21 protein-coding genes are annotated in these 21,332 nt (G+C 59.4%); 13 read left to right on the top strand and 8 right to left on the bottom strand.

Annotation, left to right across the window (positions count from 1 at the left end; translation table 11 throughout):
- Positions 1-12: 12 nt before the first annotated feature.
- Genes AC0YNU_RS25455 through AC0YNU_RS25445 form a run of 3 tightly spaced genes read right to left on the bottom strand, consistent with a single transcriptional unit; the run spans position 13 to position 4,075 of the window.
- Positions 13-1,227, bottom strand: coding sequence for an ABC transporter ATP-binding protein (locus tag AC0YNU_RS25455; protein WP_475761486.1), 1,215 nt, complete (start codon positions 1,225-1,227; stop codon positions 13-15).
- Complete coding sequence (locus AC0YNU_RS25450) at positions 1,224-2,867, bottom strand: ABC transporter permease (protein WP_475761484.1); 1,644 nt, start codon at positions 2,865-2,867, stop codon at positions 1,224-1,226. The genes AC0YNU_RS25455 and AC0YNU_RS25450 overlap by 4 nt, the downstream gene beginning before the upstream one ends.
- Positions 2,868-2,908: 41 nt before the next feature.
- The gene (locus AC0YNU_RS25445) at positions 2,909-4,075 is read right to left on the bottom strand and encodes an extracellular solute-binding protein (RefSeq protein ID WP_475761483.1); all 1,167 of its coding nucleotides are present in this window, start codon (positions 4,073-4,075) and stop codon (positions 2,909-2,911) included.
- A 168-nt stretch (positions 4,076-4,243) separates the two neighbouring features.
- Between AC0YNU_RS25445 and AC0YNU_RS25440 the strand changes: the two genes are divergently transcribed.
- From AC0YNU_RS25440 to trxA, 4 genes are all read left to right on the top strand, one after another.
- Entirely contained in the window at positions 4,244-5,155 is a 912-nt protein-coding gene (locus AC0YNU_RS25440; RefSeq protein WP_475761482.1) for a LysR family transcriptional regulator, read from the top strand.
- Between the two features lie 47 nt (positions 5,156-5,202).
- Positions 5,203-6,093, top strand: coding sequence for a DUF72 domain-containing protein (locus AC0YNU_RS25435; protein WP_475761481.1), 891 nt, complete (start codon positions 5,203-5,205; stop codon positions 6,091-6,093).
- Positions 6,094-6,207: 114 nt separating this feature from the next.
- Positions 6,208-6,633, top strand: coding sequence for an RrF2 family transcriptional regulator (locus tag AC0YNU_RS25430; protein WP_475761480.1), 426 nt, complete (start codon positions 6,208-6,210; stop codon positions 6,631-6,633).
- A 71-nt stretch (positions 6,634-6,704) separates the two neighbouring features.
- Positions 6,705-7,016 carry a thioredoxin gene (gene trxA, locus AC0YNU_RS25425; protein ID WP_475761479.1) on the top strand — a complete coding sequence of 104 codons (312 nt, stop codon included), beginning with the start codon at positions 6,705-6,707 and terminating at the stop codon, positions 7,014-7,016.
- A 383-nt stretch (positions 7,017-7,399) separates the two neighbouring features.
- Here the strand turns inward: trxA and AC0YNU_RS25420 are convergent, their stop codons facing one another.
- The 4 genes from AC0YNU_RS25420 to AC0YNU_RS25405 all read right to left on the bottom strand — a co-directional run bounded on the left by AC0YNU_RS25420 (position 7,400) and on the right by AC0YNU_RS25405 (position 10,328).
- Positions 7,400-8,167: an ABC transporter permease gene (locus AC0YNU_RS25420; RefSeq protein ID WP_475761478.1), complete on the bottom strand. Its 768-nt coding sequence runs from the start codon at positions 8,165-8,167 to the stop codon at positions 7,400-7,402.
- Complete coding sequence (locus AC0YNU_RS25415) at positions 8,168-8,929, bottom strand: ABC transporter ATP-binding protein (RefSeq protein WP_475761477.1); 762 nt, start codon at positions 8,927-8,929, stop codon at positions 8,168-8,170.
- 187 nt (positions 8,930-9,116) lie between these two features.
- Positions 9,117-9,986, bottom strand: a complete 870-nt coding sequence (locus AC0YNU_RS25410) for a pentapeptide repeat-containing protein (protein ID WP_475761476.1) — start codon at positions 9,984-9,986, stop codon at positions 9,117-9,119.
- Between the two features lie 12 nt (positions 9,987-9,998).
- Complete coding sequence (locus AC0YNU_RS25405; protein ID WP_475761475.1) at positions 9,999-10,328, bottom strand: PadR family transcriptional regulator; 330 nt, start codon at positions 10,326-10,328, stop codon at positions 9,999-10,001.
- A gap of 306 nt (positions 10,329-10,634) precedes the next feature.
- Between AC0YNU_RS25405 and AC0YNU_RS25400 the strand changes: the two genes are divergently transcribed.
- Together AC0YNU_RS25400 and AC0YNU_RS25395 are read left to right on the top strand one after the other, a co-directional pair.
- On the top strand, positions 10,635-11,900 hold the full coding sequence (locus AC0YNU_RS25400) for a molybdopterin-dependent oxidoreductase (protein WP_475761474.1): 1,266 nt from the start codon (positions 10,635-10,637) through the stop codon (positions 11,898-11,900).
- 225 nt (positions 11,901-12,125) lie between these two features.
- Complete coding sequence (locus AC0YNU_RS25395) at positions 12,126-12,899, top strand: MerR family transcriptional regulator (RefSeq protein WP_475761473.1); 774 nt, start codon at positions 12,126-12,128, stop codon at positions 12,897-12,899.
- A 108-nt stretch (positions 12,900-13,007) separates the two neighbouring features.
- Here AC0YNU_RS25395 and AC0YNU_RS25390 read toward each other — a convergent pair whose 3' ends face one another.
- On the bottom strand, positions 13,008-13,154 hold the full coding sequence (locus tag AC0YNU_RS25390) for a hypothetical protein (RefSeq protein WP_170312376.1): 147 nt from the start codon (positions 13,152-13,154) through the stop codon (positions 13,008-13,010).
- A 353-nt stretch (positions 13,155-13,507) separates the two neighbouring features.
- Here AC0YNU_RS25390 and ychF point away from each other — a divergent pair, with 353 nt between their 5' ends.
- The 7 genes from ychF (at position 13,508) to AC0YNU_RS25355 (ending at position 21,001) form a co-directional block, all read left to right on the top strand.
- A complete protein-coding gene (gene ychF, locus AC0YNU_RS25385; RefSeq protein ID WP_475761472.1) occupies positions 13,508-14,608 on the top strand; it encodes a redox-regulated ATPase YchF in 1,101 nt (366 codons plus the stop codon).
- A 223-nt stretch (positions 14,609-14,831) separates the two neighbouring features.
- Positions 14,832-15,299: an RrF2 family transcriptional regulator gene (locus tag AC0YNU_RS25380; protein WP_475761471.1), complete on the top strand. Its 468-nt coding sequence runs from the start codon at positions 14,832-14,834 to the stop codon at positions 15,297-15,299.
- Positions 15,300-15,437: 138 nt separating this feature from the next.
- Positions 15,438-16,091, top strand: a complete 654-nt coding sequence (locus tag AC0YNU_RS25375; RefSeq protein ID WP_475761470.1) for a nitroreductase family protein — start codon at positions 15,438-15,440, stop codon at positions 16,089-16,091.
- A gap of 246 nt (positions 16,092-16,337) precedes the next feature.
- Positions 16,338-17,411 (top strand): peptide chain release factor 1, encoded by a 1,074-nt coding sequence (gene prfA, locus AC0YNU_RS25370; protein WP_475761469.1) that lies wholly within the window; start codon positions 16,338-16,340, stop codon positions 17,409-17,411.
- Between the two features lie 286 nt (positions 17,412-17,697).
- A complete protein-coding gene (locus tag AC0YNU_RS25365) occupies positions 17,698-18,732 on the top strand; it encodes a N5-glutamine methyltransferase family protein (RefSeq protein WP_475761565.1) in 1,035 nt (344 codons plus the stop codon).
- Between the two features lie 258 nt (positions 18,733-18,990).
- Positions 18,991-19,737 (top strand): stage II sporulation protein R, encoded by a 747-nt coding sequence (gene spoIIR, locus AC0YNU_RS25360; protein WP_475761468.1) that lies wholly within the window; start codon positions 18,991-18,993, stop codon positions 19,735-19,737.
- 163 nt (positions 19,738-19,900) lie between these two features.
- A complete protein-coding gene (locus tag AC0YNU_RS25355) occupies positions 19,901-21,001 on the top strand; it encodes an L-threonylcarbamoyladenylate synthase (protein ID WP_475761563.1) in 1,101 nt (366 codons plus the stop codon).
- The last annotated feature ends 331 nt before the right edge of the window (positions 21,002-21,332 follow it).

The raw sequence follows: 21,332 nt of genomic DNA, 5'->3' as shown, positions 1-21,332 counted from the left end.
CTTCTCCTTTTTCTATTCAGCCTTTTCATACAAGTAAGCGGAGCTTTCCGGCACGGTCAGCCAGCAGCGGCTTCCCGGCTCGACCGGGCCGTCATGCAGCAGATAGATACGTTGGCCGCAGTCCGTTTCGAGCTTGCTGCGCCAATGTTTCCCTTCGAAAATGCGGTTCCGGACGGTCACGGGCAGGCCGTTCGGCCGTATGCCCTGCGCTGCCCCGGCTTCCGCGGTATCCCAATCCAGCAGCGATGCATCCTCCGGCCGGAACAGCAGCTCGATGGCAGGGCCGTCGGGCAAGCTCGCGCCATCCGGGAAGCTTCCGCGTATCGGCTGTTCGCCTTCCTGCAGCGTCAAGCCGGTCGTCCCGTCCGGGAGGTACGCCAACCGGCCCTGGATTTGGTTGATTCCGCCCAGCAGCGAACAGACCCACCGGCTGGCCGGGCGACGGTAACACTCCTCCGGCGTTCCGATCTGGTCGATCTGACCCTCCCGCATGATGAGCAGGCGGTCCGCCATGGCGAACGCTTCCTCCGGATCGTGCGTCACGTGGAATACGCTCGTGCCCAGCTTGCGGAACAGCTCCGCCATCTCCGTCCGCATCTCGACGCGCAGGCGCATGTCGAGGTTGGACAGGGGCTCGTCGAGCAGGAGCAGCTGCGGACGCGTGGCGAGCGCGCGGGCAATGGCCACGCGCTGCTGCTGGCCGCCGGACAGCTCGGGGGGCAGCCGTTTCTCGAGCCCGTTCAGGCGCAGCAGCTCGAGCAGTTCGCCGACCGTTCGGGCGATATCGGGCCGGGACATCCGTTGCCTCCGCAAGCCATAGGCGATATTGTCGAAGACGGACAGATGCGGCCACAAGGCGTAATCCTGAAAGACCATGTTGACGCCGCGCTTCTCCGGCGCGAGCATGGTGCGGGAGGAGGCGATGGTCGTGCCGTTCAGCAGCAATTCCCCGCCGTCCGGCTGCAGAAGGCCGGCGACGAGCTGCAGCAAAGTCGATTTTCCGCAGCCGGAAGGGCCGAGCACGCTGATGATTTCACCGGGCCGCATATCGAACGAGATGCCCTTCAACGCTTGAAAGTCGCCGTAGCTGCGGCTTAAGAAACGGACGGAAAGGAGCGGCGCCTCGGTCGGTTTGAGGGTCGCCGCGCGAAGCGCGGCGGATCCCGATGCTTGGCGCGCCGCTTCCGCGCCGGCAGCCGCGGAAGCGGCGGCGGTGGATGGGCTCATGCTTTAACCTCCTTGCGGCGGAGCAGCAGCTCGACGCCAAGAATAATGAGAACGACGACGACGGAGCCGAATACGGTCGCGGCCGATGCATAGCCGAACTTCAGATCCTCGAACGCTTTGTTGATCGTGACCGGCAGCGTGACGTAGTTCGGCGGGAACAGGATGGAGTTGACCGCGAGATCGAACACGCCGGAGCCGAAAGCGGCCAGCGCCGCCGACAGGAGCGCGCCGCGGATAAGCGGCACGAGAATGACGCGGATACGGCCGATAAACGAACCGCCGTAGAGCTGCGCGGCGGTCAGCAGCTGCGCGGGCACCTTGGCCATCGCGCCGACCAGCATCCGCGTAATGACGGGAATCGCGCCGGCGACGGAGGCGAGCACGAGAATCCACGGCGTGCCGTACAGCAGCAGCCCGATCTTCTCCAGCCAATGCTGGTTCCAGACGAAAATGTAACCGATGCCGAGCACGACGCCCGGCACGGCGAGCGTCAAGATAGAGATCGTCTCGATGAACCGTTTGAACCGAAAAGTCGAATACGTCAGGATGTAAGCGACGCCCGCACCGATCAGCAGAGCCAGAATAGCGGCGCAGGCTGCGATCATCAGGGAATGGCCGAGACCCTTCAGCAGCAGCTGACCATCGCCGAACAACGACTTGTAATTCGCGAGCGTCCAGTTGGCCAGACGCATGCCGCCGCCAGAGGTCTTGGCAAAGGACATCCAGACGTTCGTGCCGAGCGGGATGCCGATGATGACGGCCAAGATGAGCAGGTTTCCCGCGGCCAAGGGCAGCGAGAGACGGCCTGCCGGCTGCGGGACCTGACGCTGCGCGCGGCCGTTCAGGAAGTCATAACGCGAACGGCGCATCGCGTAGAACTGCAGCGCCATCGCCGCGCCGATCAGGATGACCAGATAGAATGACAGGACGCCGGCCATGTCGAATCGGATCGGGGACGTGTAGATCGCCGAATAGATGGAATAAGGCAGCGTCGGGAATCGGTATACGGCCGAGATCGAGGCCGGCAGGCCGAAGTCGCCGATCGTGTCCATGAACACGAGCGCCGCGCCGGACAGAATGGCGGGCAGGAGCAGCGGCGCCTGAATTGTCCGCCAAGCGGCGAACGGCGAAGCGCCGCTCAGCCTGGCCGCCTGCGATAATGTATCGACTTTCCACTCCATGGCAGCATGCACGCTCAAGTAGGCGAGCGGGAATTTGCTGAGCGTCATGACCGTGATCAGGCCGGCCGGGCTGAAGATATAGGCGTGCACCCAATGCGAGCCGAAGACGGAAGCCGCAAGGCCGCTGGGCGCGGCGAACATGACCCAGCCTTGGGACAAAATAAATGAGGGCGTAATGAGCAGCGCCCACACGGCCGCGTCCAGCAGGCGCGCCGTCGGGAATGCCCGGGTCGCGCGGACCATCGCCAGAATGCCGCCCAGCGCCGTCGCGAACAGCGTCGTGCCCGTTGCGAGCAGGACGCTGTTCTCCAGCGACTTCTGCCAGAGCGGACGCTGTGTGATTTCGAGCAGGATGCGCCAATCGCCGAATTTCAAGCTTCCGAAGAAAACGCCGGGGAGCATCACCTGCACGATGACGGCTCCCAGCGGGCACAGCACGAGAATGAACAACAGAAGCATGATCGGCCATCCAAGGCGGCCGTCGACCGAACGGGCGAACATTATTTCACCGACTGGTCCGAGAACCACTGCTTGATGTCGGCTTCATTGTCCGAAGCCCAATCGGCTTTGGCCACGACCAGCTTCGCGTTCTTCTCGCGGTCGGCTTTGGCGTTCACGCCGGCCACGGAAGGCTCGAAGTAGCTCTCGTCGCCTTTGTCGATAAGCGCTTGCTGCGTCTTCGGATCAAGCAGGAAGTCGACGAACGCTTTGGCGGCGTCGGCGTTCTTCGTATCCTTCTGGATCGCGGCTACGCGAACGGAGGCGGGAGCGCCTTCGGCCGGCCAGACGATTTCGACCGGATCGCCTTTCGCTTTCATGACGTACGCGTTGCTCTCTTGCAGGGCTGCCACTTTGATCTCGCCGCCGGTCAGCGCTTCGACGACGTTCGGGTTCTTCGGATAGACATGCAGGCCGTCCTTCATCAGCGTGCTGAAGTAGCTCTTCGCTTTATCCATGCCTTGATCTTGGAAGAACCATGAGACGAACGGATAGGCTGGCGCCGCGACGGCCGGATCGGCCATGCCGATGGCGTTCTTGTACTTGTCGCTCGCGAAGTCCGCCCATGTCTTCGGTGCGTCCGCGGCTTGAATCTCGTTCTTGTTATATACGATAACGCCCGCGGCATGCGCGCCGGTCGGGTAGTAACCGCCGTCGGCCGGCACGAACGACTTGGCGAAGTCCGTCAAGCCCGCTGCGTTGACCGGCGTCCAGCCGGTGAGCAGCTGTCCTTGCTTGTCCAGGCCGTTGATGGACGGCATGGAATCCATCCACACGACGTCCCAGTGCGGGTTGCCTTTCTCCGCCTCGATCCGGGACATGATCTCGGCCCCGTTGCCGCTGACGATGTTGAGCGTATAGCCGGTTTGTTCCTCGAACATCGGTTTGACGATGTCGTCGAAGTCGTTCAGATAGACGGTCAACGTGCCTTTATTGCCGGCTGACGGATCCGCGTTCGCGCCTGCCGCGTTTGTGCCCGCCGCGGCGTTATTGCCGCCGGCGTTGTTCGTCGCTTCGGCCGCATTCGCGCCGTTGGCGTTGGTCGCTCCGTTTGCCGCTGCGTTGCCGCCGTTCGTTTCGTTGTTGCTTTGTCCGCACGCGGTGGTGACGATCGCGAGCAGCAGCAGCGTACCTGCAATGCTGGTCTTGCCATTCATTTTGCTCTTCATTGGAATAATCTCTCCCCTGCCTTATGGTCTATGTCCAATGTACTGGAGAAGTATCAGACGAACGTTAACGGAACGTCTAGATATTGTGAAGTGTTATCTATATATATTGATATAAACATAGATGTCGTCTATATTCGAAATAGACAAGACCGGCAAGGGGGCGAAGAAGTGAACGTACAGCAATTGCGCGTATTCGTGGAAGTGTGCAGCGGGGGAACGCTTCAAGGCGCGGCGGAGAATCTCGGATTGAAGCAGCCGACGGTTAGCTTTCATCTTCGCAAGCTGGAGGAGGAGCTCGGCGTCAAGTTGTTTCACAAGCCGTCGCGAAGTCTGTATCCGACGGACAACGCCGCGGATCTGCTGCCTTACGCCAGACGGATCGTCGCGTTAATGGAGGAAGTGGGCACGATGATGGCGGAGAGGCGCGACCAGGGGGAAGGGAAACTGAAGCTCGGGGCCAGCTACACCCCGGCGACGTACTTTCTGCCGCCGCACATGGCCGAATTCGGAAGCCGCCACCCGCGCGTCCGCATCCAACTGTCCGTTAAGAAGGCCGACAGCCTGCTGGAGATGCTGCGCAAATACGAGATCGACGCGGCGGTCGTATCGCTGCCGTCCGGCGATCTGGAAGGGTTCGTCGTCGAGAAGCTGCTGGAGGACGAATTAATGCTGGTGTTCTCGCCAACCCACACGCTCGCGCATAGCCCCGAGCTGACGGTGGAGCAGCTGAGGCGTCAGACGTTTCTCCTGCACGAAGCCGGCTCCACGTCGCGCAAGCTGACGGACGAGTGGGCGGCGGGCATCGGATTGCGGTGGGACGCGTTCATGGAGCTGGGTGCGATCGAGACGATCAAGGAAGCCGTTAAATGCAACATCGGCGTCGGCGTGCTGCCCAGACGGAGCTTCGTGCGGGAAGCGGCGTCCGGCGAACTCGTCATGCGAGACCTGCCGCAGTACGCGAACCGGCGCCATATCTGCCTCGTATACCGGCACGAGGAACAGATTTCGCGCCAGGTTCGTGCTTTTATCGCATTCATGCTGCACGAGCGAAGGATGGAAAATGACATTTTTTCGGAATAAAGTACGGCGAAGGTGACCAGAATGGCGAACGTGAGGAGGGGATGGCTGTGATTGAAATCGGGCTGTGCGGCTGGGGCGACCATTCCGAGCTGTACCGGGAAGCCGGTGCTTCGCGCAACAAACTGCCGGTTTATGCGCATTGGTTTCGGGTAGTAGAGGTAGACAGCACGTTCTACGCCATCCAAGCGCCGCACATCATGGAGAAATGGGCGAGCGATACACCGGAAGGCTTTCGTTTCGTCATCAAAGCCTACCAGGGCATGACGGGCCATGCCCGCGGCGGCAACGGCAGCCATCCGTTCGATGGAGAGGAAGCGATGTTCCGCGCGTTTCTGGAAGCCATTGCACCGATCCGGGCGGCGGGGAAGCTGATGGCCGTGCTGTTCCAATATCCGCCTTGGTTCAACTGCACGCGCCAGAACGTCGAGGTGCTGCGAGCCGCCAAAGCCCGCATGGGCGATGTTCGGTGCGCGCTGGAGTTCCGCCACCAAAGCTGGTTTGCCGGCGAGATGCGGGAGAAGACGCTGGCCTTCGCGCGGCGCGAGGGGTGGATCCATACCGTCTGCGACGAGCCGCAGGTTGGGGACGGTTCCGTTCCGATCGTGGAGGGAGCAGCCGACGATGCGCTCACGATCGTGCGATTCCACGGCCGCAACGCGGACGGCTGGGTGTCGGCGGGACAGCCGAACTGGCGCGATGTACGTTACTTGTACCGGTACAACGAGCAGGAGCTTGCGGAGTGGGCCGAACGGCTGCGGCGGCTCGAGCAGCTGTCGAATGAGGTGTGCGTGTTATTCAACAATAATTCCGGCGGCGATGCTGCCGACAATGCCTTGCAGCTGATGGCCATGCTGGGGCAGCTCCCGCCAAGAGGCTCCTTCGAGCTGCCGCCGCCGAAGGAGGAGCCGGAGCAGTTGAAGCTGTTCGAGCTGGATTAGCCGGCGGATCGTGAATAAGAAGATGACGTTTTTCGCAAAATAATAAGGCAAACGCCGTTGACAGCTTCAACTGTAACTGATATGATTACAGTACAAAGCGGGGTGCCTTAAACCATGAACAGCGAATTCACGATTGCCGTCCACAGTTTAGTTTACTTGGCTTACTTGCCGGAGCGAATGGCGCCAAGCGAGGCCATCGCCGAGAACGTCTCTACCAATCCTGCCCGGATTCGTAAAGTCATGAGCTGCTTGAAGCGCGGCGGCTATGTCGATACGCGGGAAGGCGCGGGCGGCGGCTACCGGCTGACATTGGACCCGGGGATCGTTAATTTGGCCGATATCTATCGGCTCATGGCGCAGGGCTCTGTTATCCCGAGCTGGTGCTCGGGCAATCCGGATATGGATTGTGTCGTCGGCTCCAACATGCAGGAAGTGATGGATGGGATCTTCTGCAAGGCGGAGAAGCAGCTGGAGGCTTACTTCGGCGGAATTACGATTTCCGATGTTTTAGGCCAGATCAAGGAATGCAAGGAATGCTAGCTTTTTATCGGTGAGACGGGTTTGTCCCTTCCCATAGTTTCGAACTTATCTGTAGAGAGGATGATTGTGTTATGGCACAAGTATTGACGAAAGACAACTTTAACCAAAGCATCGAGAGCGGCGTAACGCTCGTAGATTTCTGGGCACCATGGTGCGGACCTTGCAAAATGCAGCTTCCGATCGTAGAGGAGCTTTCCACTGAGCTTGCCGGCACGGCGAGCATCGGCAAAATCAACGTGGACGAAGAGCCTGAATTGGCTTCCCAATTCGGCGTTATGTCCATCCCTACGCTGATCCTGTTCAAAGACGGACAGCCTGTCGACAAAATGGTCGGCCTGCAATCCAAGGATTCGCTGAAGAATAAAATCCAAGGCCAGATCTAAGCTTCGGTGTTGCGATGGGGACTCCCGTGGTGCTCCGCACCAAAGTCGTCCCCATTCGCAAACCTCCGCGGCGTGGATATTGGGGCGATGCCCCCTCCCCCTTGGGGGAGCTCGCTAGCCCGGGATCCGGGGCGAGACGAATTAGCGCTTCCGTGGTGCTTCGCACCAAGGTCGCTCTCCTTCGTCTCGCCCCGTTTTATTTTGGGCTAGCTTCGCTTGGCTTCGCGGTGTGCGGACAGCTGCGCTGTCGGCCGCCCACAACTACCGTTGCAAAATAATAAGCAGCATCAAACGCTTGATCGGAACGGATGATCATAGCGTTTGATGCTGCTTTTTTGCGATGCTTCTGAAGGAATCGAAATCCGCGAAGTTCCATTTCATGTTCATACTTTCTTTTTATACACCCTCATCGCGAAGAAATAGGCTACGAGCATAATTCCGACGCACCACGCAAGAGCGACCCAGATATCATTGCCCACCGGCTGTCCCGACAACAGCGCGCGGATCGCTTCCACGATCGAGGTCACCGGCTGGTTCTCGGCAAAGGCTCGCACGACCTTCGGCATCGACTCGGTCGGCACGAACGCCGAGCTGATAAACGGCAGGAAGATGATCGGGTAGGAAAAGGCGCTTGCGCCATCCACCGTTTTGGCGGAAAGCCCGGCAATGGCCGCGACCCAAGTCAATGCCAGCGTAAACAGCACGAGTATGCCGACGACTGCGAGCCATGACAAGATTCCCGCCGGCGAACGAAAGCCCATAATCAACGCTACGAGAATGATGACGAGAAGGGAGATGGCGTTGGATACCAGGGAAGTCAGCACATGTCCCCACAATAAGGTGGAACGCGAAATCGGCATGGTATGAAACCGTTCGAATATGCCTCGCTGCACATCCGTAAACAATCGGAAAGCCGTGTAGGCTACGCCGCTCGCGATCGCGATCAACAATATGCCGGGCAGCAGGTAATTCACGTAGTTATCCGTTCCGGCTTGAATGGCGCCGCCGAACACGTAGACGAACAGCAGCATCATGGCGATCGGCATGATCGTTACCGAGATGATCGTGTCCAAGCTGCGGGAAATATGACGCATGGAACGTCCGAGCATCACGCTCAAATCGTTGAAAAAATGTTTTTTTACGGCCTCCATTTAGGCGCCCTCCTTCTTGCCGATAATGGAAAGGAAGATCTCTTCCAATGACGGCTGTTTCTCCACGTACTCCACCTTTGCGGATGGGAACAAGCTTTTTAGCTCCGCAAGCGTGCCGCTGGCGATGATTCTACCCTCGTGAAGGATGGCGATTCGGTCGGCAAGCTGCTCTGCTTCTTCCAGGTACTGCGTGGTCAGGAGTACCGTCGTGCCGCCGTTCGCAAGCTCCTTCACGATCTTCCACACCTCGATGCGCGCCTCGGGGTCAAGCCCGGTGGTCGGCTCGTCGAGGAAAATAATCTGCGGTTGGCCCACAAGGCTCAAAGCGATGTCGAGCCTGCGGCGCATGCCGCCCGAATACGTAGACGCCCTGCGGTCGGCTGCCTCTGTGAGGCCGAAGCGTTTCAGCAAGTCTTCCGCAACCTGGCGCGGATTTTTGAGGTAGCGCAGCTTGGCGATCATGATCAGATTTTCCCGTCCGGTCAAAATTTCGTCCACGGCGGCGAATTGCCCGGTCAAACTGATCGCCTGCCGCACGCTGTCGGGTTTGGACGCGACGTCGAACCCGTTGATCGTGGCCGTACCGCCGTCTTGCTTAAGCAGCGTGGTGAGGATTTTGACGACCGTCGTCTTGCCCGCCCCGTTGGAGCCGAGCAGGGCGAAGATGCTGCCTTTCTCCACCTCGAAATCAACGCCTTTCAGCACTTGATGCTGCTTGTAGGCCTTGTGCAGTCCTTTTACTTGAATCGAATGAATGGGCATTTCCGTTTCCTCCTCAGGCGTTTCGTAAGAAACGCAGCATCGAAAGCATAAGCTTGGCGTTTCGTAAGAAACGCAGCATCGAAAGCATAAGCTTGGCGTTTCGTGAGAAACGCAGCATCGAAAGCATACTCTTGGCGTTCCGTAAGAAACGCAGCACCGAAAGCATTCACTTAGCGTTTCGTATACCTTAGCGAACAGTAACTTTGGACAAATCGGCTCCCATGCCTTTAAGCGCGGCAAAGGTCAGCTTATCCATGACGGCATCGTCGAAGCAGATCGTTTTGATGGAACGGTAATATTTATTGGTCAGCGAGAAATACGCTTGGAAAGACACGTTCTTGAATGTGGCGCCTCTAAACGAAGCCTCGTTCAAGGCCGACTTGTCGAACTTGACGCCGATAAAGGTTTGCCCGTCGAAACGCTGCCCGCTCAGGTCGGAACTTTCGAAGACCGCGCCGTCGAAGATGCAGCCGTCGAAGATTGTTTTTCTCAGGTCCGTTTTGGTTAGCGTGACGTCGGTCAGCCTTGCGCCCGTGAATTTGGCGCCGTCCAGGCCGGATACGCTGAAGTTGGTGCGGACGAGAATCGTTTTATTGAAGCTCGCGTTCGAAAGGTCATTGGCGGTCAGGATGCAGTCGGTCAGATTCGCGCCGTCGAAATTGGCATCGCGAATGTCGCTGCTCTTGAATGAGCTTCCGGTCAAGTCCGCGCCAGCAAAGTCGGAACCGCGCATCGCGCTGGCATTGAATTGTCCCTTATGCGCCGTAACGCCCGCAAAGTCGCTCTTAGCCAGATTGCTCGCGCTTAGGTTGGTTACCACTTGCCGCTCCAACGAACGGGAGAGGTTGGCGACCTCCATAACCGTCTGCTCGATGTCGCCGATGCTGTCGATGGTCATCTCGAAGGCCGTTTCGTCATCCTTGCCTTCGGCCTTGAGTTCGCGGTAACGCTCCTGCAGATCGATAAGCAGGTCGGCCTTTAACTCGGTGACGCTTTTTACCTCGTCGTATGCTGCGAAAACACCGTTCAAGTAGTTCGTCAATTTCGGATTCGTCATCACAATCGCTCCTTATAATAAGTTTTCTAGTACGCGCTGTGCATACTCCCAGTTGCTTTTGTTCCGGGTGTACGTACCCTTGCCCTTGTCGGTAATCCTGAAATACTTGCGCCGACCGCCTTGAGACTCATCGCCCCAGTACCACTCGATATCGCCGTCGGTCTCAAGACGTCTGACGCTGGAGTACATCGTCGCTTCTTTTAACTCATACTCGCCGCCCGAACGCTCGGCAATCAGCTTGACAATTTCGTATCCGTAGCGGTCTGCTTCGGACAAGATCCTTAATATCATGGTATCCGTATGTCCGCGAAGCAGATCGGATGTGATTTTGTTCTCGCTCATCTCATCACCTCCATGTCTGTATAATACGATATACTACTATGACTGTCAAGGTAGTATTTCGAATAAAATACTTTCCCTGAAATGATTCGTATTCTTTCGGGCAAAAACATGGTCCAATCAATAAGAAAACTCCTGATTTTTGCGGAATCAAACAGCAAGCCTGTTCGTTTCAAATGGCCCGAAGCGTTATAATAGGAATAACAAGGAAAAGCGAGTCCGGATTCATGGTACGGCCGGTATTATCGAACCGTAATCATGCGGCAAGCGTTACTATAAGTGAACTCATGCGGAAAGGGAGTCGATTCCATGCCGAAGTGGCTGGCGGCGGTACGCAAGGGCTATGGCAAGAAGCTGGTGTCCCTGCATGCCTGGAACGGTTGGATTGTCGTTGTGCTGGCGTTTACGGGGTTGATTTTGTTTCAAGGGCTATGGCGCGGCATTCTCGGCGAAGGCCGCGTCATCATCCGGTACGTTCACATCATCGTCGGGATCGCGTCGCTCGTGCCGGTCGCATATTACTTGCTGCTTGCCGGAAAGCACTGGAAGCAGCTGCGAGGGAAAACGGCGCAAAAGGCCAACGTCGTCATCGTGCTTGCGCTGCTCGTCGGTTGGCTGATCTCGGGCCTCCTGCTCTGGCAGTTCCGGGCCATCGGACCGCGCTGGTCGAGTAATGCGCTGCTGATTCATGATCTGCTCACGTGGATCGGCCTGCCGTACGTCGTCTATCATTCCGTTACCCGGCTCAAATGGCTCAAGGAGCCGCACCGCCGCACCGTGAAGACCGGGCGGGTCGGCGAAGGCGCGGCGGCTGCCGCCGGCTCGGGCAGGAACGACGGTCTGCATCCCGCCGCCAAGCCTACGCCCGTTATGTCGCGGGCGACCTTCATCAAGACGGCGATTGGCGCTGGTATCGCCATCGCGGCGGGGCCGTCGTTCCTGAAATGGCTCGGCAATCAGCTGGGCTCCGGCACGGATTACAACTTGGCGGTGGAGAAGGATGCGAACCGGCTGTTTCCCGCGCCGTCGCCGCTGCCGGCTTCCAGTCCGCCGATCGGAGGAGGCAGCAAAGGTTCGTTTCGCGTCTACACGGTCACGCCGATCCCGAAGTTCGATAACGGCACTTTCTCCTTCGCCGTCGACGGCTTGGTCGACAAGAAGCTGCAATGGAACTGGGAGCAGTTCGTGGCGTTGAAGCGCGAGGTGCAGGTCAGCGACTTTCACTGCGTCACGGGCTGGTCCGTGTACAACAATACGTGGGAAGGCATCAAGCTGAAGGACCTGCTGCGCATGGCAGGGGTGAAGTCGAGCGCTCAAATGGTCAAGTTCTATTCGGGCGACGGCGTCTACACGGATTCGCTGACACTCGAGCAAGCAGACATGGACGATATCATCGTTGCCGTCATGCACGACGGAAAGCCGATTCCAAGCGATTTCGGCGGTCCGGTGCGGCTCGTCGTGCCGAAGATGTACGCCTACAAGTCCGTCAAGTGGCTGAACCGGATCGAGCTGATCGCGGAGGATCATACCGGGTACTGGGAAGAGCGCGGCTATTCCAAAGACGCGTGGATCTAGAAGCGTTTTCGCATGCAGCGGAGGCGCTCGACCATGCGACAACTCTAATGACCCGGTGCGGCAGCGCGCCGGGTTTTGATTTGGCCGGCCGTAGAAGCCGGCTATAGAAAGCGGAAGGAGCTGCTTGCTGTACGGAGTCGGCGAGCGAAACATTTTCCCTGAAAATTCGGGTTTGACATTCACGTTGCGTCAACGTGTAGAGTGAGGTTATCGGGAGGTGAGAAGGTGGAATACACCGTGCAAAAGCTGGGCAGGCTCGCGGGAATCAGCACGCGGACGCTGCGGTTTTACGATGAGATCGGTCTCTTGAAGCCGGCCAGGACGAATGCGTCCGGCTATCGGATTTACGGTCAGGCGGAGGTCGGCAGGCTGCAGCAGATTCTCTTTTACCGGGAGCTGGGCGTTCACTTGGACCAGATCAAAGCGATCCTGACGGATCCGGCCTTCGACTCCGAGGCGGCCCTGCGCCGGCACCGCGAACAGCTTCTCGATAAACGAAAACAGCTCGATGCGCTTATCGCGAACGTGGAGAAAACGATCGCATCGGCCGAAGGGAGAACGGACATGAGCGACCAAGAGAAATTCGAGGGCTTCAAGCAGCGGATGATCGACGATAACGAGCGGCAATACGGCAAGGAAGCGCGGGAGAAATACGGCGACGATTCCGTGAACAAGTCGAACGCCAAGCTGAAGGGCATGACGCAGGAGCAGCATGAGCAATTGAACCGACTGACGCAGGAGGTAACCGATACGCTTGCGGAAGCGTTCAAGACCGGGGATCCGGCAGGCGAGATCGCGCAGCGCGCAGCGGATCTTCATCGCCAGTGGTTGAGCTTCTATTGGGACCGCTACAGCAAGGAGGCACATGCCAATCTAGCGCAGATGTATGTGGACGACGAGCGCTTCCGGGCGTATTACGACGCGAGCCAGCCCGGGGCGGCGGAATTCCTGCGGGATGCGATCCATATTTATACGGGCGCGGCAGGCGGCGGTGCGTAGCTTGCTTCTAATTGAATACGGCATGGAACGACAACAAAGGCGCCCATTCGGTCGAAGAGACCGGCATGGGCGCCTTTTTTCGTCGTCGCAGGAAGTCCCACTCGCGCGTTACTTATCCGTTTTCTTCTTCACGCTGCTGTAATTCGTGATGGACTTGGCGTCCTCCAATGTATCGTTGACGAAGGCCATGTCTTGGTTTTTGGCTTTCATATGGGTCGTGCCTTTGTAATTGCCTTCGTGGGTCTTGTTCTCCATGCCGATTCACCTCCATAAGGTTGCGTCGCACGTAGTATGTTCGGATTGCACGGCAGGCATGCGTTCGGAGCGGGTTGATTCGGGTGGACGCTCGGCCGCTGGTCCTAAAGGCTGGCATCGGTTCCCGCAACGGAGCAAATGCGAGAAAAGGGAAAAAGCCCATTCAAACGGGGTCGGCGTAAAGACCCGCTTTCAGGGCTCCATGCCTTGCGCGGAGCCGGGAGGCCGCGGCGCGAAGACCGCGGAAAGGCAGCAGGCAAATTGCGGGAAGGGGACGGATTCGCCTTTTTTATTTATGCCCCTTCATGTATAATGGCCTGAGATTGTTTAATACGGAACAGGGGTGTACGGCAATGGCTTTGAAAGCTGGTATCGTCGGCTTGCCGAACGTAGGCAAATCGACGCTGTTTAACGCAATTACGCAAGCGGGCGCGGAGTCCGCGAACTATCCGTTCTGCACGATCGACCCGAACGTCGGGGTCGTGGAGGTGCCGGACGAGCGTTTGGATAAATTGACGGAATTGGTGGTGCCGAACAAGACGGTGCCGACCGCCTTCGAATTCATCGATATCGCGGGCATCGTGAAGGGCGCGAGCAAAGGCGAAGGCCTAGGCAACAAGTTCCTCGCCCATATCCGCGAGGTAGACGCGATCGTGCACGTGGTGCGCTGCTTCCAGGACGACAACATCACGCACGTATCCGGCAAAGTGGACCCGATCGGCGACATCAACACGATCAACCTGGAGTTGATCTTGGCGGACATCGACTCCGTCGACCGCAAAATCGAGCGTTCCCGCAAAAACCTGAAGGGCGGCGACAAGAAGGTTGCCCAAGAGGTGGAGACGCTGGAACGTATCAAAGAAGCGCTGTACAACGATCAGCCGGCGCGCAGCATCGAGCTTTCCGACGAGGAAAAGGCGCTCGTGCGCGATCTTCACCTGCTCACGATGAAGCCGGTGCTGTACGCTGCGAACGTCAGCGAAGGCGAAGCGGCGAATTCCGACGGCAACAGCTACGTCGAGCTCGTGCGCGAATTCGCGAAAGCGGAAGGCGCGCAAGTCGTGCCGATCAGCGCGAAGGTGGAAGCCGAGATCGCGGAGCTGGAAGGCGAAGACAAGGAAATGTTCCTGGAAGAGCTCGGCCTGACGGAATCGGGCTTGAACCGCCTTATCCACGCGGCTTACAAGCTGCTTGGCTTGTACACGTACTTCACGGCCGGCGTACAGGAAGTACGCGCATGGACGATCCGCAAGGGCATGAAGGCGCCGCAAGCGGCTGGCGTCATTCATACCGATTTCGAACGCGGCTTTATCCGTGCCGAAGTCGTGTCTTACGACGATCTGATGGCGGCGGGTTCCATGAACGCGGCCAAAGAGCGCGGCCAGCTGCGCCTGGAAGGCAAAGAATACGTGGTGCAGGACGGCGACGTCATGCATTTCCGTTTCAACGTATAAGATCGGCGTTGCTAACGCGCGATGGACTGGGACCCGGGCAACCGGGTCTTTTGCTTGCGTGCGTATCGGCTGCCGCCTTCGGAGTGGCTCGCGTCACCTTCTCCTGCGTCCGGCGATGTCGGCAAACGGCTCGCCTCGCGTACAAGGGCAGGGATTTGCCTCTTGCCGGGGGCGCGAGGATTCGATACAATTCAAGCACACGAAGCTAAAGGAGGGAATCAAAATGAACATGGAGAAATGCACGGGCTCCCATAATCCCAAATGGTTTGGGCTTGCCTTGCAGGCGCTCGTCATTTTGTCCCGGGACAAAGTCCAAACTTGTCCGAGCGCGGAACTCGCTCTCCAGCTTCAATCCGAGCCGACGTTGCTTCGGCGCATCCTCGCCATTCTCGCCAGAGAAGGCATTTTAGAGACGCGCGAAGGCCGGGACGGCGGCTATCGCCTGCGCAAAGACCCTTATACGGTTTCGCTCTCCGACGTCTTCAACGCGCTGCAGGTCGCGGACCCGCTTTGCAATGGCATGAAAGAGACGACGGGCTCGCATCCGTTCGGCGTGGAGATGAATGCCATCTTCTCCGAAATTTCGACGGAGATGGACAAATCGCTGCAAGCGCTCCTGGGGAGATACACGCTTGGCGATCTGGCCGACCGGACCACCAATTGCGACAGCAAGCAAAAAACAGGCGGTTGACATCGATTTTTTTTCGTCTTATACTGTGCGTTATACGCAACAGTTTGATCGGAGACACATACACTGCAAGCGACGCATATTTTTTTGATCCATACTGTGCAAAATTTAACACAGACAAATTCATAGGAGGAATTCATGATGTCTATTCAACAAAAGCAAGTCGAAGAACAAGCGTTTTCCACGGTTATCCGCGAGCGTCGCTCCGTTAGATCGTACGATCCAAGCTTCAAGATTTCCCGCGAGGAAATGAACGGGCTGCTCGCCGATGCGATGCTTGCCCCGTCTTCTTCGAACCTCCAGCCTTGGCGCTTTCTCGTCATCGATTCCGAGGAGCTGAAGCAGCAGCTGCTGCCGATCGCGTTCAATCAGCAGCAAGTGGTGGAAGCCTCCGCGATTATCGCCGTGCTGGGCGATTTGGAATCCTACAAGCTGACCGAGACGATTTTCGGTCGCGCGGTCGAAGCGGGCTTCATGCCGGCCGACACGGCGAAAGCGTTCGTGGAACGCTCGGTCGGGATGTATTCGGCCCTGCCTTCCGAAGTGAGATCGAAGATCGTGGCAACGGACGGCGGCTTGGTCTCCATGCAATTGATGCTTGCGGCGCGCGCGCGCGGCTGGGATACGGTGCCGATGGGCGGTTATGATGCCGCGAAGTTCAAAGAAATGTTCGGCGTCAGCGAGCGTTACCTGCCGATCATGCTGATCGCGGTCGGCAAAGCGGCGAAGCCGGGACACGCGACGATCCGCTTGGCGGTTGACGAAGTGACGAGCTACAATGTCATGACTGAGTAATCGGCTTTGACGTAAGGCCAGTAGAAGGGATCTTCCGCGGGACGCGAATGCGTCCGGGCGGCCGCTGAGGCGAACAACGCCAAGCCGGCCGCGAGCGGAAGGTTTCTTTTTTTGAAGAAAGCTGCCTTCGATATCCGATGCATGCCAATTCTCCAAAATTGTCACGTTTATGGAATGCGGCGCGTTATGTTATACTAAGGAGACGAAGATTGGATTTATTCTAAAACAATATAGAGGTGAAGGACAGTGTTGGACCGTTTACAGGCACTCGCCGATCGATACGAGAAGTTGAGCGAGCTGTTGTGCGATCCGGATGTGGCAAGTGATCCGAAGCGACTGCGCGAGCTCTCCAAGGAACAGTCGGATTTGCAGCCCACTTATACGGCATTTACGGAATATAAGCAGGTATCCGAGCAGCTTGACGATGCGAAAGTCATGCAGAACGAGAAGCTCGACGATGACATGCGCGAGATGGTCAAGATGGAAATCGACGAACTGAGCACGCGCATGACGGAGCTGGAAGAAGAGATTCACGTGCTGCTGCTTCCGAAAGATCCGAACGACGATAAGAACGTCATTGTCGAGATCCGCGGCGCGGCCGGCGGCGACGAGGCGGCTTTGTTCGCGTCGGATTTGTACCGGATGTACATGAAATTCGCCGATACGCAAGGCTGGCGCGTGGAGCTGATGGAAGCGAGCGAGAGCGATCTCGGCGGCTTCAAAGAGGTTATCTTCATGGTGACGGGCAAAGGCGCATACAGCAAGCTGAAATACGAGAGCGGCGCGCACCGCGTGCAGCGTATTCCGGTAACGGAATCCGGCGGCCGGATTCACACATCGACGTCGACGGTAGCTGTTATGCCGGAGGTCGAAGAGGTCGAAGTCGAGATTCTCGATAAAGACATTCGCGTCGATACCTACTGCTCCAGCGGTGCGGGCGGCCAGTCCGTCAACACGACCAAATCCGCCGTGCGCGTGCTTCACGTGCCGACGGGCATCATGGCGCAGTGTCAGGACGGCAAGTCCCAGAACGAGAACAAGGCGAAGGCTCTTCAAGTGCTTCGCGCGCGGATCTCGGATTTGAAGCGCCAAGAGGAAGAAGCCAAGTATGCCGGCGAACGCAAAAGCAAAGTGGGCACGGGCGACCGCAGCGAGCGGATCCGCACGTACAACTACCCGCAGAGCCGCGTAACCGATCACCGTATCGGTCTGACGCTGCATAAGCTGGACTCCGTGCTGAACGGCGACATGGAAGAGATCATCAACGCGCTGACGCTGACGGCGCAGACGGAATTGATGGAACGCGAGAACCTCGCGTAAGCGTTCGGAATCGTTGAGATGAACGGGAGCAGCCTTGGGAAAACGCTGAAAGGATTTCAGTGTTCTCCCTTGGTGCGCTCCCGTTTTTGGTGCATGCCGAAGTGGAGCGCATGATGGAAACGGATAGGTACATGGATGGAGGGAGCGTGCAGAGATGGCGGAGCACAAGGATCGCGAAGGCGATGTGGGAAATGACGGACGGCCGGGACAGGAAGGCGATGCAGTCGCCGAAGAAGTGGCGGCGCTGTTAGACGCAGAGGGTGTCGGCGTGTCGCTGCTCGTCCCCATGACGATTGCGGATGCTTGCCTGAAGGCGGTCGCGATGCTGCAAGCGCGAGGCATCATGGAGCCGCGCAGCAATGCCGAGCTCTTGCTGCTGCATGTGCTTGGGCTTGATCGCGCGCAGCTGTTGCGCGATTGGCGGGAGCTGTTTCCGCCGCAGCACTATACGCGGTGGCGGGAGCTGTTGGCTCGCAAAGCCGCGGGCGAGCCCGTGCAATATCTGATCGGCGAGCAGTGGTTCTACGGCTTGCCGTTCGCGGTGACGCCTGCCGTGCTCATCCCGCGGCCGGAGACCGAGCTGCTCGTGGAGGCCGTGCTGGAAGCGGCCGATCGGCTGTGGCCGGAGGCGGCAACGGCAGGAACGGGAGCCGAGAGGCCAGCGAAAGCAGAAGACGCAGAGGCTGCTGGTACCGGCGGGCCGGCGGGAGCAGAAGGCGCAAAGGCTGCCGGAGCCGGCGAGCCGCTTGCCGCGGCCGGCTCTACCGTGCCGACGGTCGTCGATGTCGGCACGGGCAGCGGCGCCATCGGCGTGACGCTGGCGACGCTGCGTCCGCGATGGCGGGTGTGCGCGTCCGACCTGTCGCCGGACGCGCTGGCGGTCGCCCGCACGAACGCGGCGCGCCATGAGGCGGAGGCGCGCATGACGTTCGTGCAGGGCGACCTGCTCGGGCCGTTCGCGCAGCCGCGGCCCGGCAGCGTCGATGGCGCGGCCGGGGGCGTAGCCGGACTGCGCGTCGACGTGCTCGTCTCCAACCCGCCGTATATTCCGGCGGGCGACATTGCCGGCCTGCAGCCGGAGGTGCGCGATCACGAGCCGCGGCTCGCGCTCGACGGCGGCGACGACGGCCTCACGCCGTACCGCCGCATGGCGGAGCAGCTCTTGCAGTTGTCCGCGCTACCGCGCATCGTCGGCTTCGAGCTTGGCATCGGCCAGGCCGAGGCCGTCGCCGACCTGCTTCGCGGCATCGGCGCTTGGCGCGAAGTCCGCATCATCCCGGACTATGCGGGCATCGACCGCCATGTCCTGGCGGTGGAATAAGACGCTTGGCGCGAATTTGCCCCTAATAAGAATCAACAAGCCAGCCTCCTTTGCCGAGGGAGCTGGCTTTTTTGCGTCGGCGTGTGGGGGGAGCGCTGGCAAGCGGTTGACGCCGACGGGCCACTAAGGCCCGCAAACAATCCCATTTTCACTAGATTGCTAGGTTTAGAGACTGCCATCGCCGGACATAATGGGAGTATTATCGTTCCGGAACGCAAGCCGCCGCACCGACGGGTGCCACAAAGGAGCTTGTGTCAAATGATCCGCACTTATTCCCGTTTTCCTTATCGTCCGGTGTATGGCTACGTTGTTCTGATTGCGGCAATTCTTCTAATGAGCTGGGAGCTCCAGCGTGCCGATGCGGCGATTGCCGGCGGCAGCATTCCTACGGAATCCATCCGTCTGCGCATTCTCGCTAATTCGGACAGCGCCACGGACCAACTGGTCAAACGCGAGGTTCGCGATGCGATCGTCGAAGAAATGAAAACCTGGGTCACCGGTCCGCAAACGATCGAGGAAGCCCGCAGCACGATCAATGCCCACATGGACGACATCGACACCCTGATTGCCGCGAAGCTGAATGCGCGCGGATTCCATTACGGCTACAAGGCGGAACTCGGCATCGTCCCGTTCCCCACCAAAATATATGGCACGGAAGTTTATCCCGCAGGCAACTATGAAGCCCTTCGCATCACCCTCGGCGCTGGTGCCGGACAAAACTGGTGGTGCGTGCTGTTTCCTCCCCTCTGCTTCGTGGATGCCGTAAGCGGCGAAGCTTCGACGCCGGCGGCAGCGGCAGTGACGACAGCGACAGCCAAGGCAGGCGATGCCGGAAATAGCGGCGGCAAGCAAGCGGACAACGCAGCAAACGTGAAGCAGGCAGACGCGAAAGCCCCTACGGCAGACGGAAGCGACAACGGCGCGCCGCAGCAGCCGGAAGTGAAGTTCTTCCTGTGGGAGCTGCTCAAATCGATCTTCAGCTTTTTCAAGCATCTGTTCAGCTAATGACGGGCAACAGGCTCACTCGCGTTATGCGAATGGGCCTGCTGTTTTTTTGTTCCACCCTGTCCTGCGCCGTAAGTGGCGCTTTGTTTCATGCGGTGACGCGTATGGTATAATAGCTATAAAAAGAAGCATTTTTGCAGAAGCTGGAGAACCGACCGTGAACATGAATTTACCTGTACGAAATACAAGCTTTTGGAGCGTGGACAGCCAGGACCCGGATCGTGAGCAGCTGAGAGCGGCCGCGGAACTGTTAAGAGCGGGCGGCACCGTCGCCTTCCCGACGGAGACCGTGTACGGGCTTGGCGCCGACGCGCGCCGAACGGAAGCGGTGGCGCGGATATTCGAGGCCAAAGGCAGGCCTTCGGACAATCCGCTCATCGTTCATATCTCGGACCTTGCGCAGCTCGCGGAGCTGACGCTGCCGCTGGAGTCCGAGGGAGCCGGCGCGTTAGCGGATCGTCTCATGGACCGGTTTTGGCCGGGACCGCTGACGATCGTGCTGCCCGTGAAGCCGGGCGCGGTATCCGCGCGCGTCACCGCAGGCCTCGATACGGTGGCCGTGCGCATGCCTGCACACGCCGTTGCGCTCGCGCTAATCGCGGAATCGGGCTGCCCGCTCGCCGCGCCAAGCGCCAACCGCTCGGGCCGTCCGAGTCCGACGCTTGCCTCGCATGTGCAGGGCGACTTGAGCGGCCGCATCGACGGGATCGTCGATGGCGGCGCCGCCGGCGTGGGACTGGAGTCGACCGTCGTCGAGGTGGTGGACGGCGGCACGGTACGTATCTTGCGGCCGGGCGGGGTGACCGCCGAGGCGCTGCAGGAGGCCGGCGCGGCGGTCGTCTATGACGCCGTCGCCGCGCCGGAGGCCGCGGAAGACGCGGGTGCCGCGCAGGCTCCGCGATCGCCCGGCATGAAGTACGCGCACTATGCGCCGCAAGGGCAGATGCAGCTGGTCAAAGGCGACCCCGATGCGGTCGCGGCCTGGATCGCCGCCGCCGTCCGCCAAGCGCGGGAGAGCGGCGAGCGGACCGGCGTGCTCGCCTTTGCCGAGCATGCCGCTCGGTACGAGGCCGACTGCGTGCTCGTCGTCGGCAGCCTGGCGCGGCTCGACACTGCCGCGCACGGCTTATACGCCTCGCTGCGCGAGTTCGATGCGCAGGGGGTGCAGCGCATCTGGGCCGAGACGTGCCCCGAGCACGGCATCGGGCACGCGCTCATGAACCGCCTGGCCAAGGCAGCCGGCCACTCCGTCGTCCGCGTCTAGCGCGACCCTCGCGTCGCAGCCTGCTCGCGCGGTAAGCAGTGCATCCCATTTCGCTGAAGAGGTGCACCTAGTGCACCACATTGGCCGAAAACTGGACGATGCCAGCCAAGAGGTGCACCTCGAGCACCACATGCGTAACGCCAGCCAGAATTCCGGCGAAGGGTGCGCCGGGTGCCGCCGGCCGCACTTTATCCCAGCCACGCCCGCAGTGTCTGCCGCACGAATTGCGCACCCTCGCGGCAGAACGCATAGAATCACAACCGCCAACTGTCCGGGCGCCCGGCGGTAACCTGCCCCCGGCGCTTCGAATCGCCGTTTCCGCCCTCCACAA

This window comes from Paenibacillus sp. J31P316 (assembly GCF_056269105.1).
This window is presented reverse-complemented; position numbering and strand designations above follow the sequence as displayed.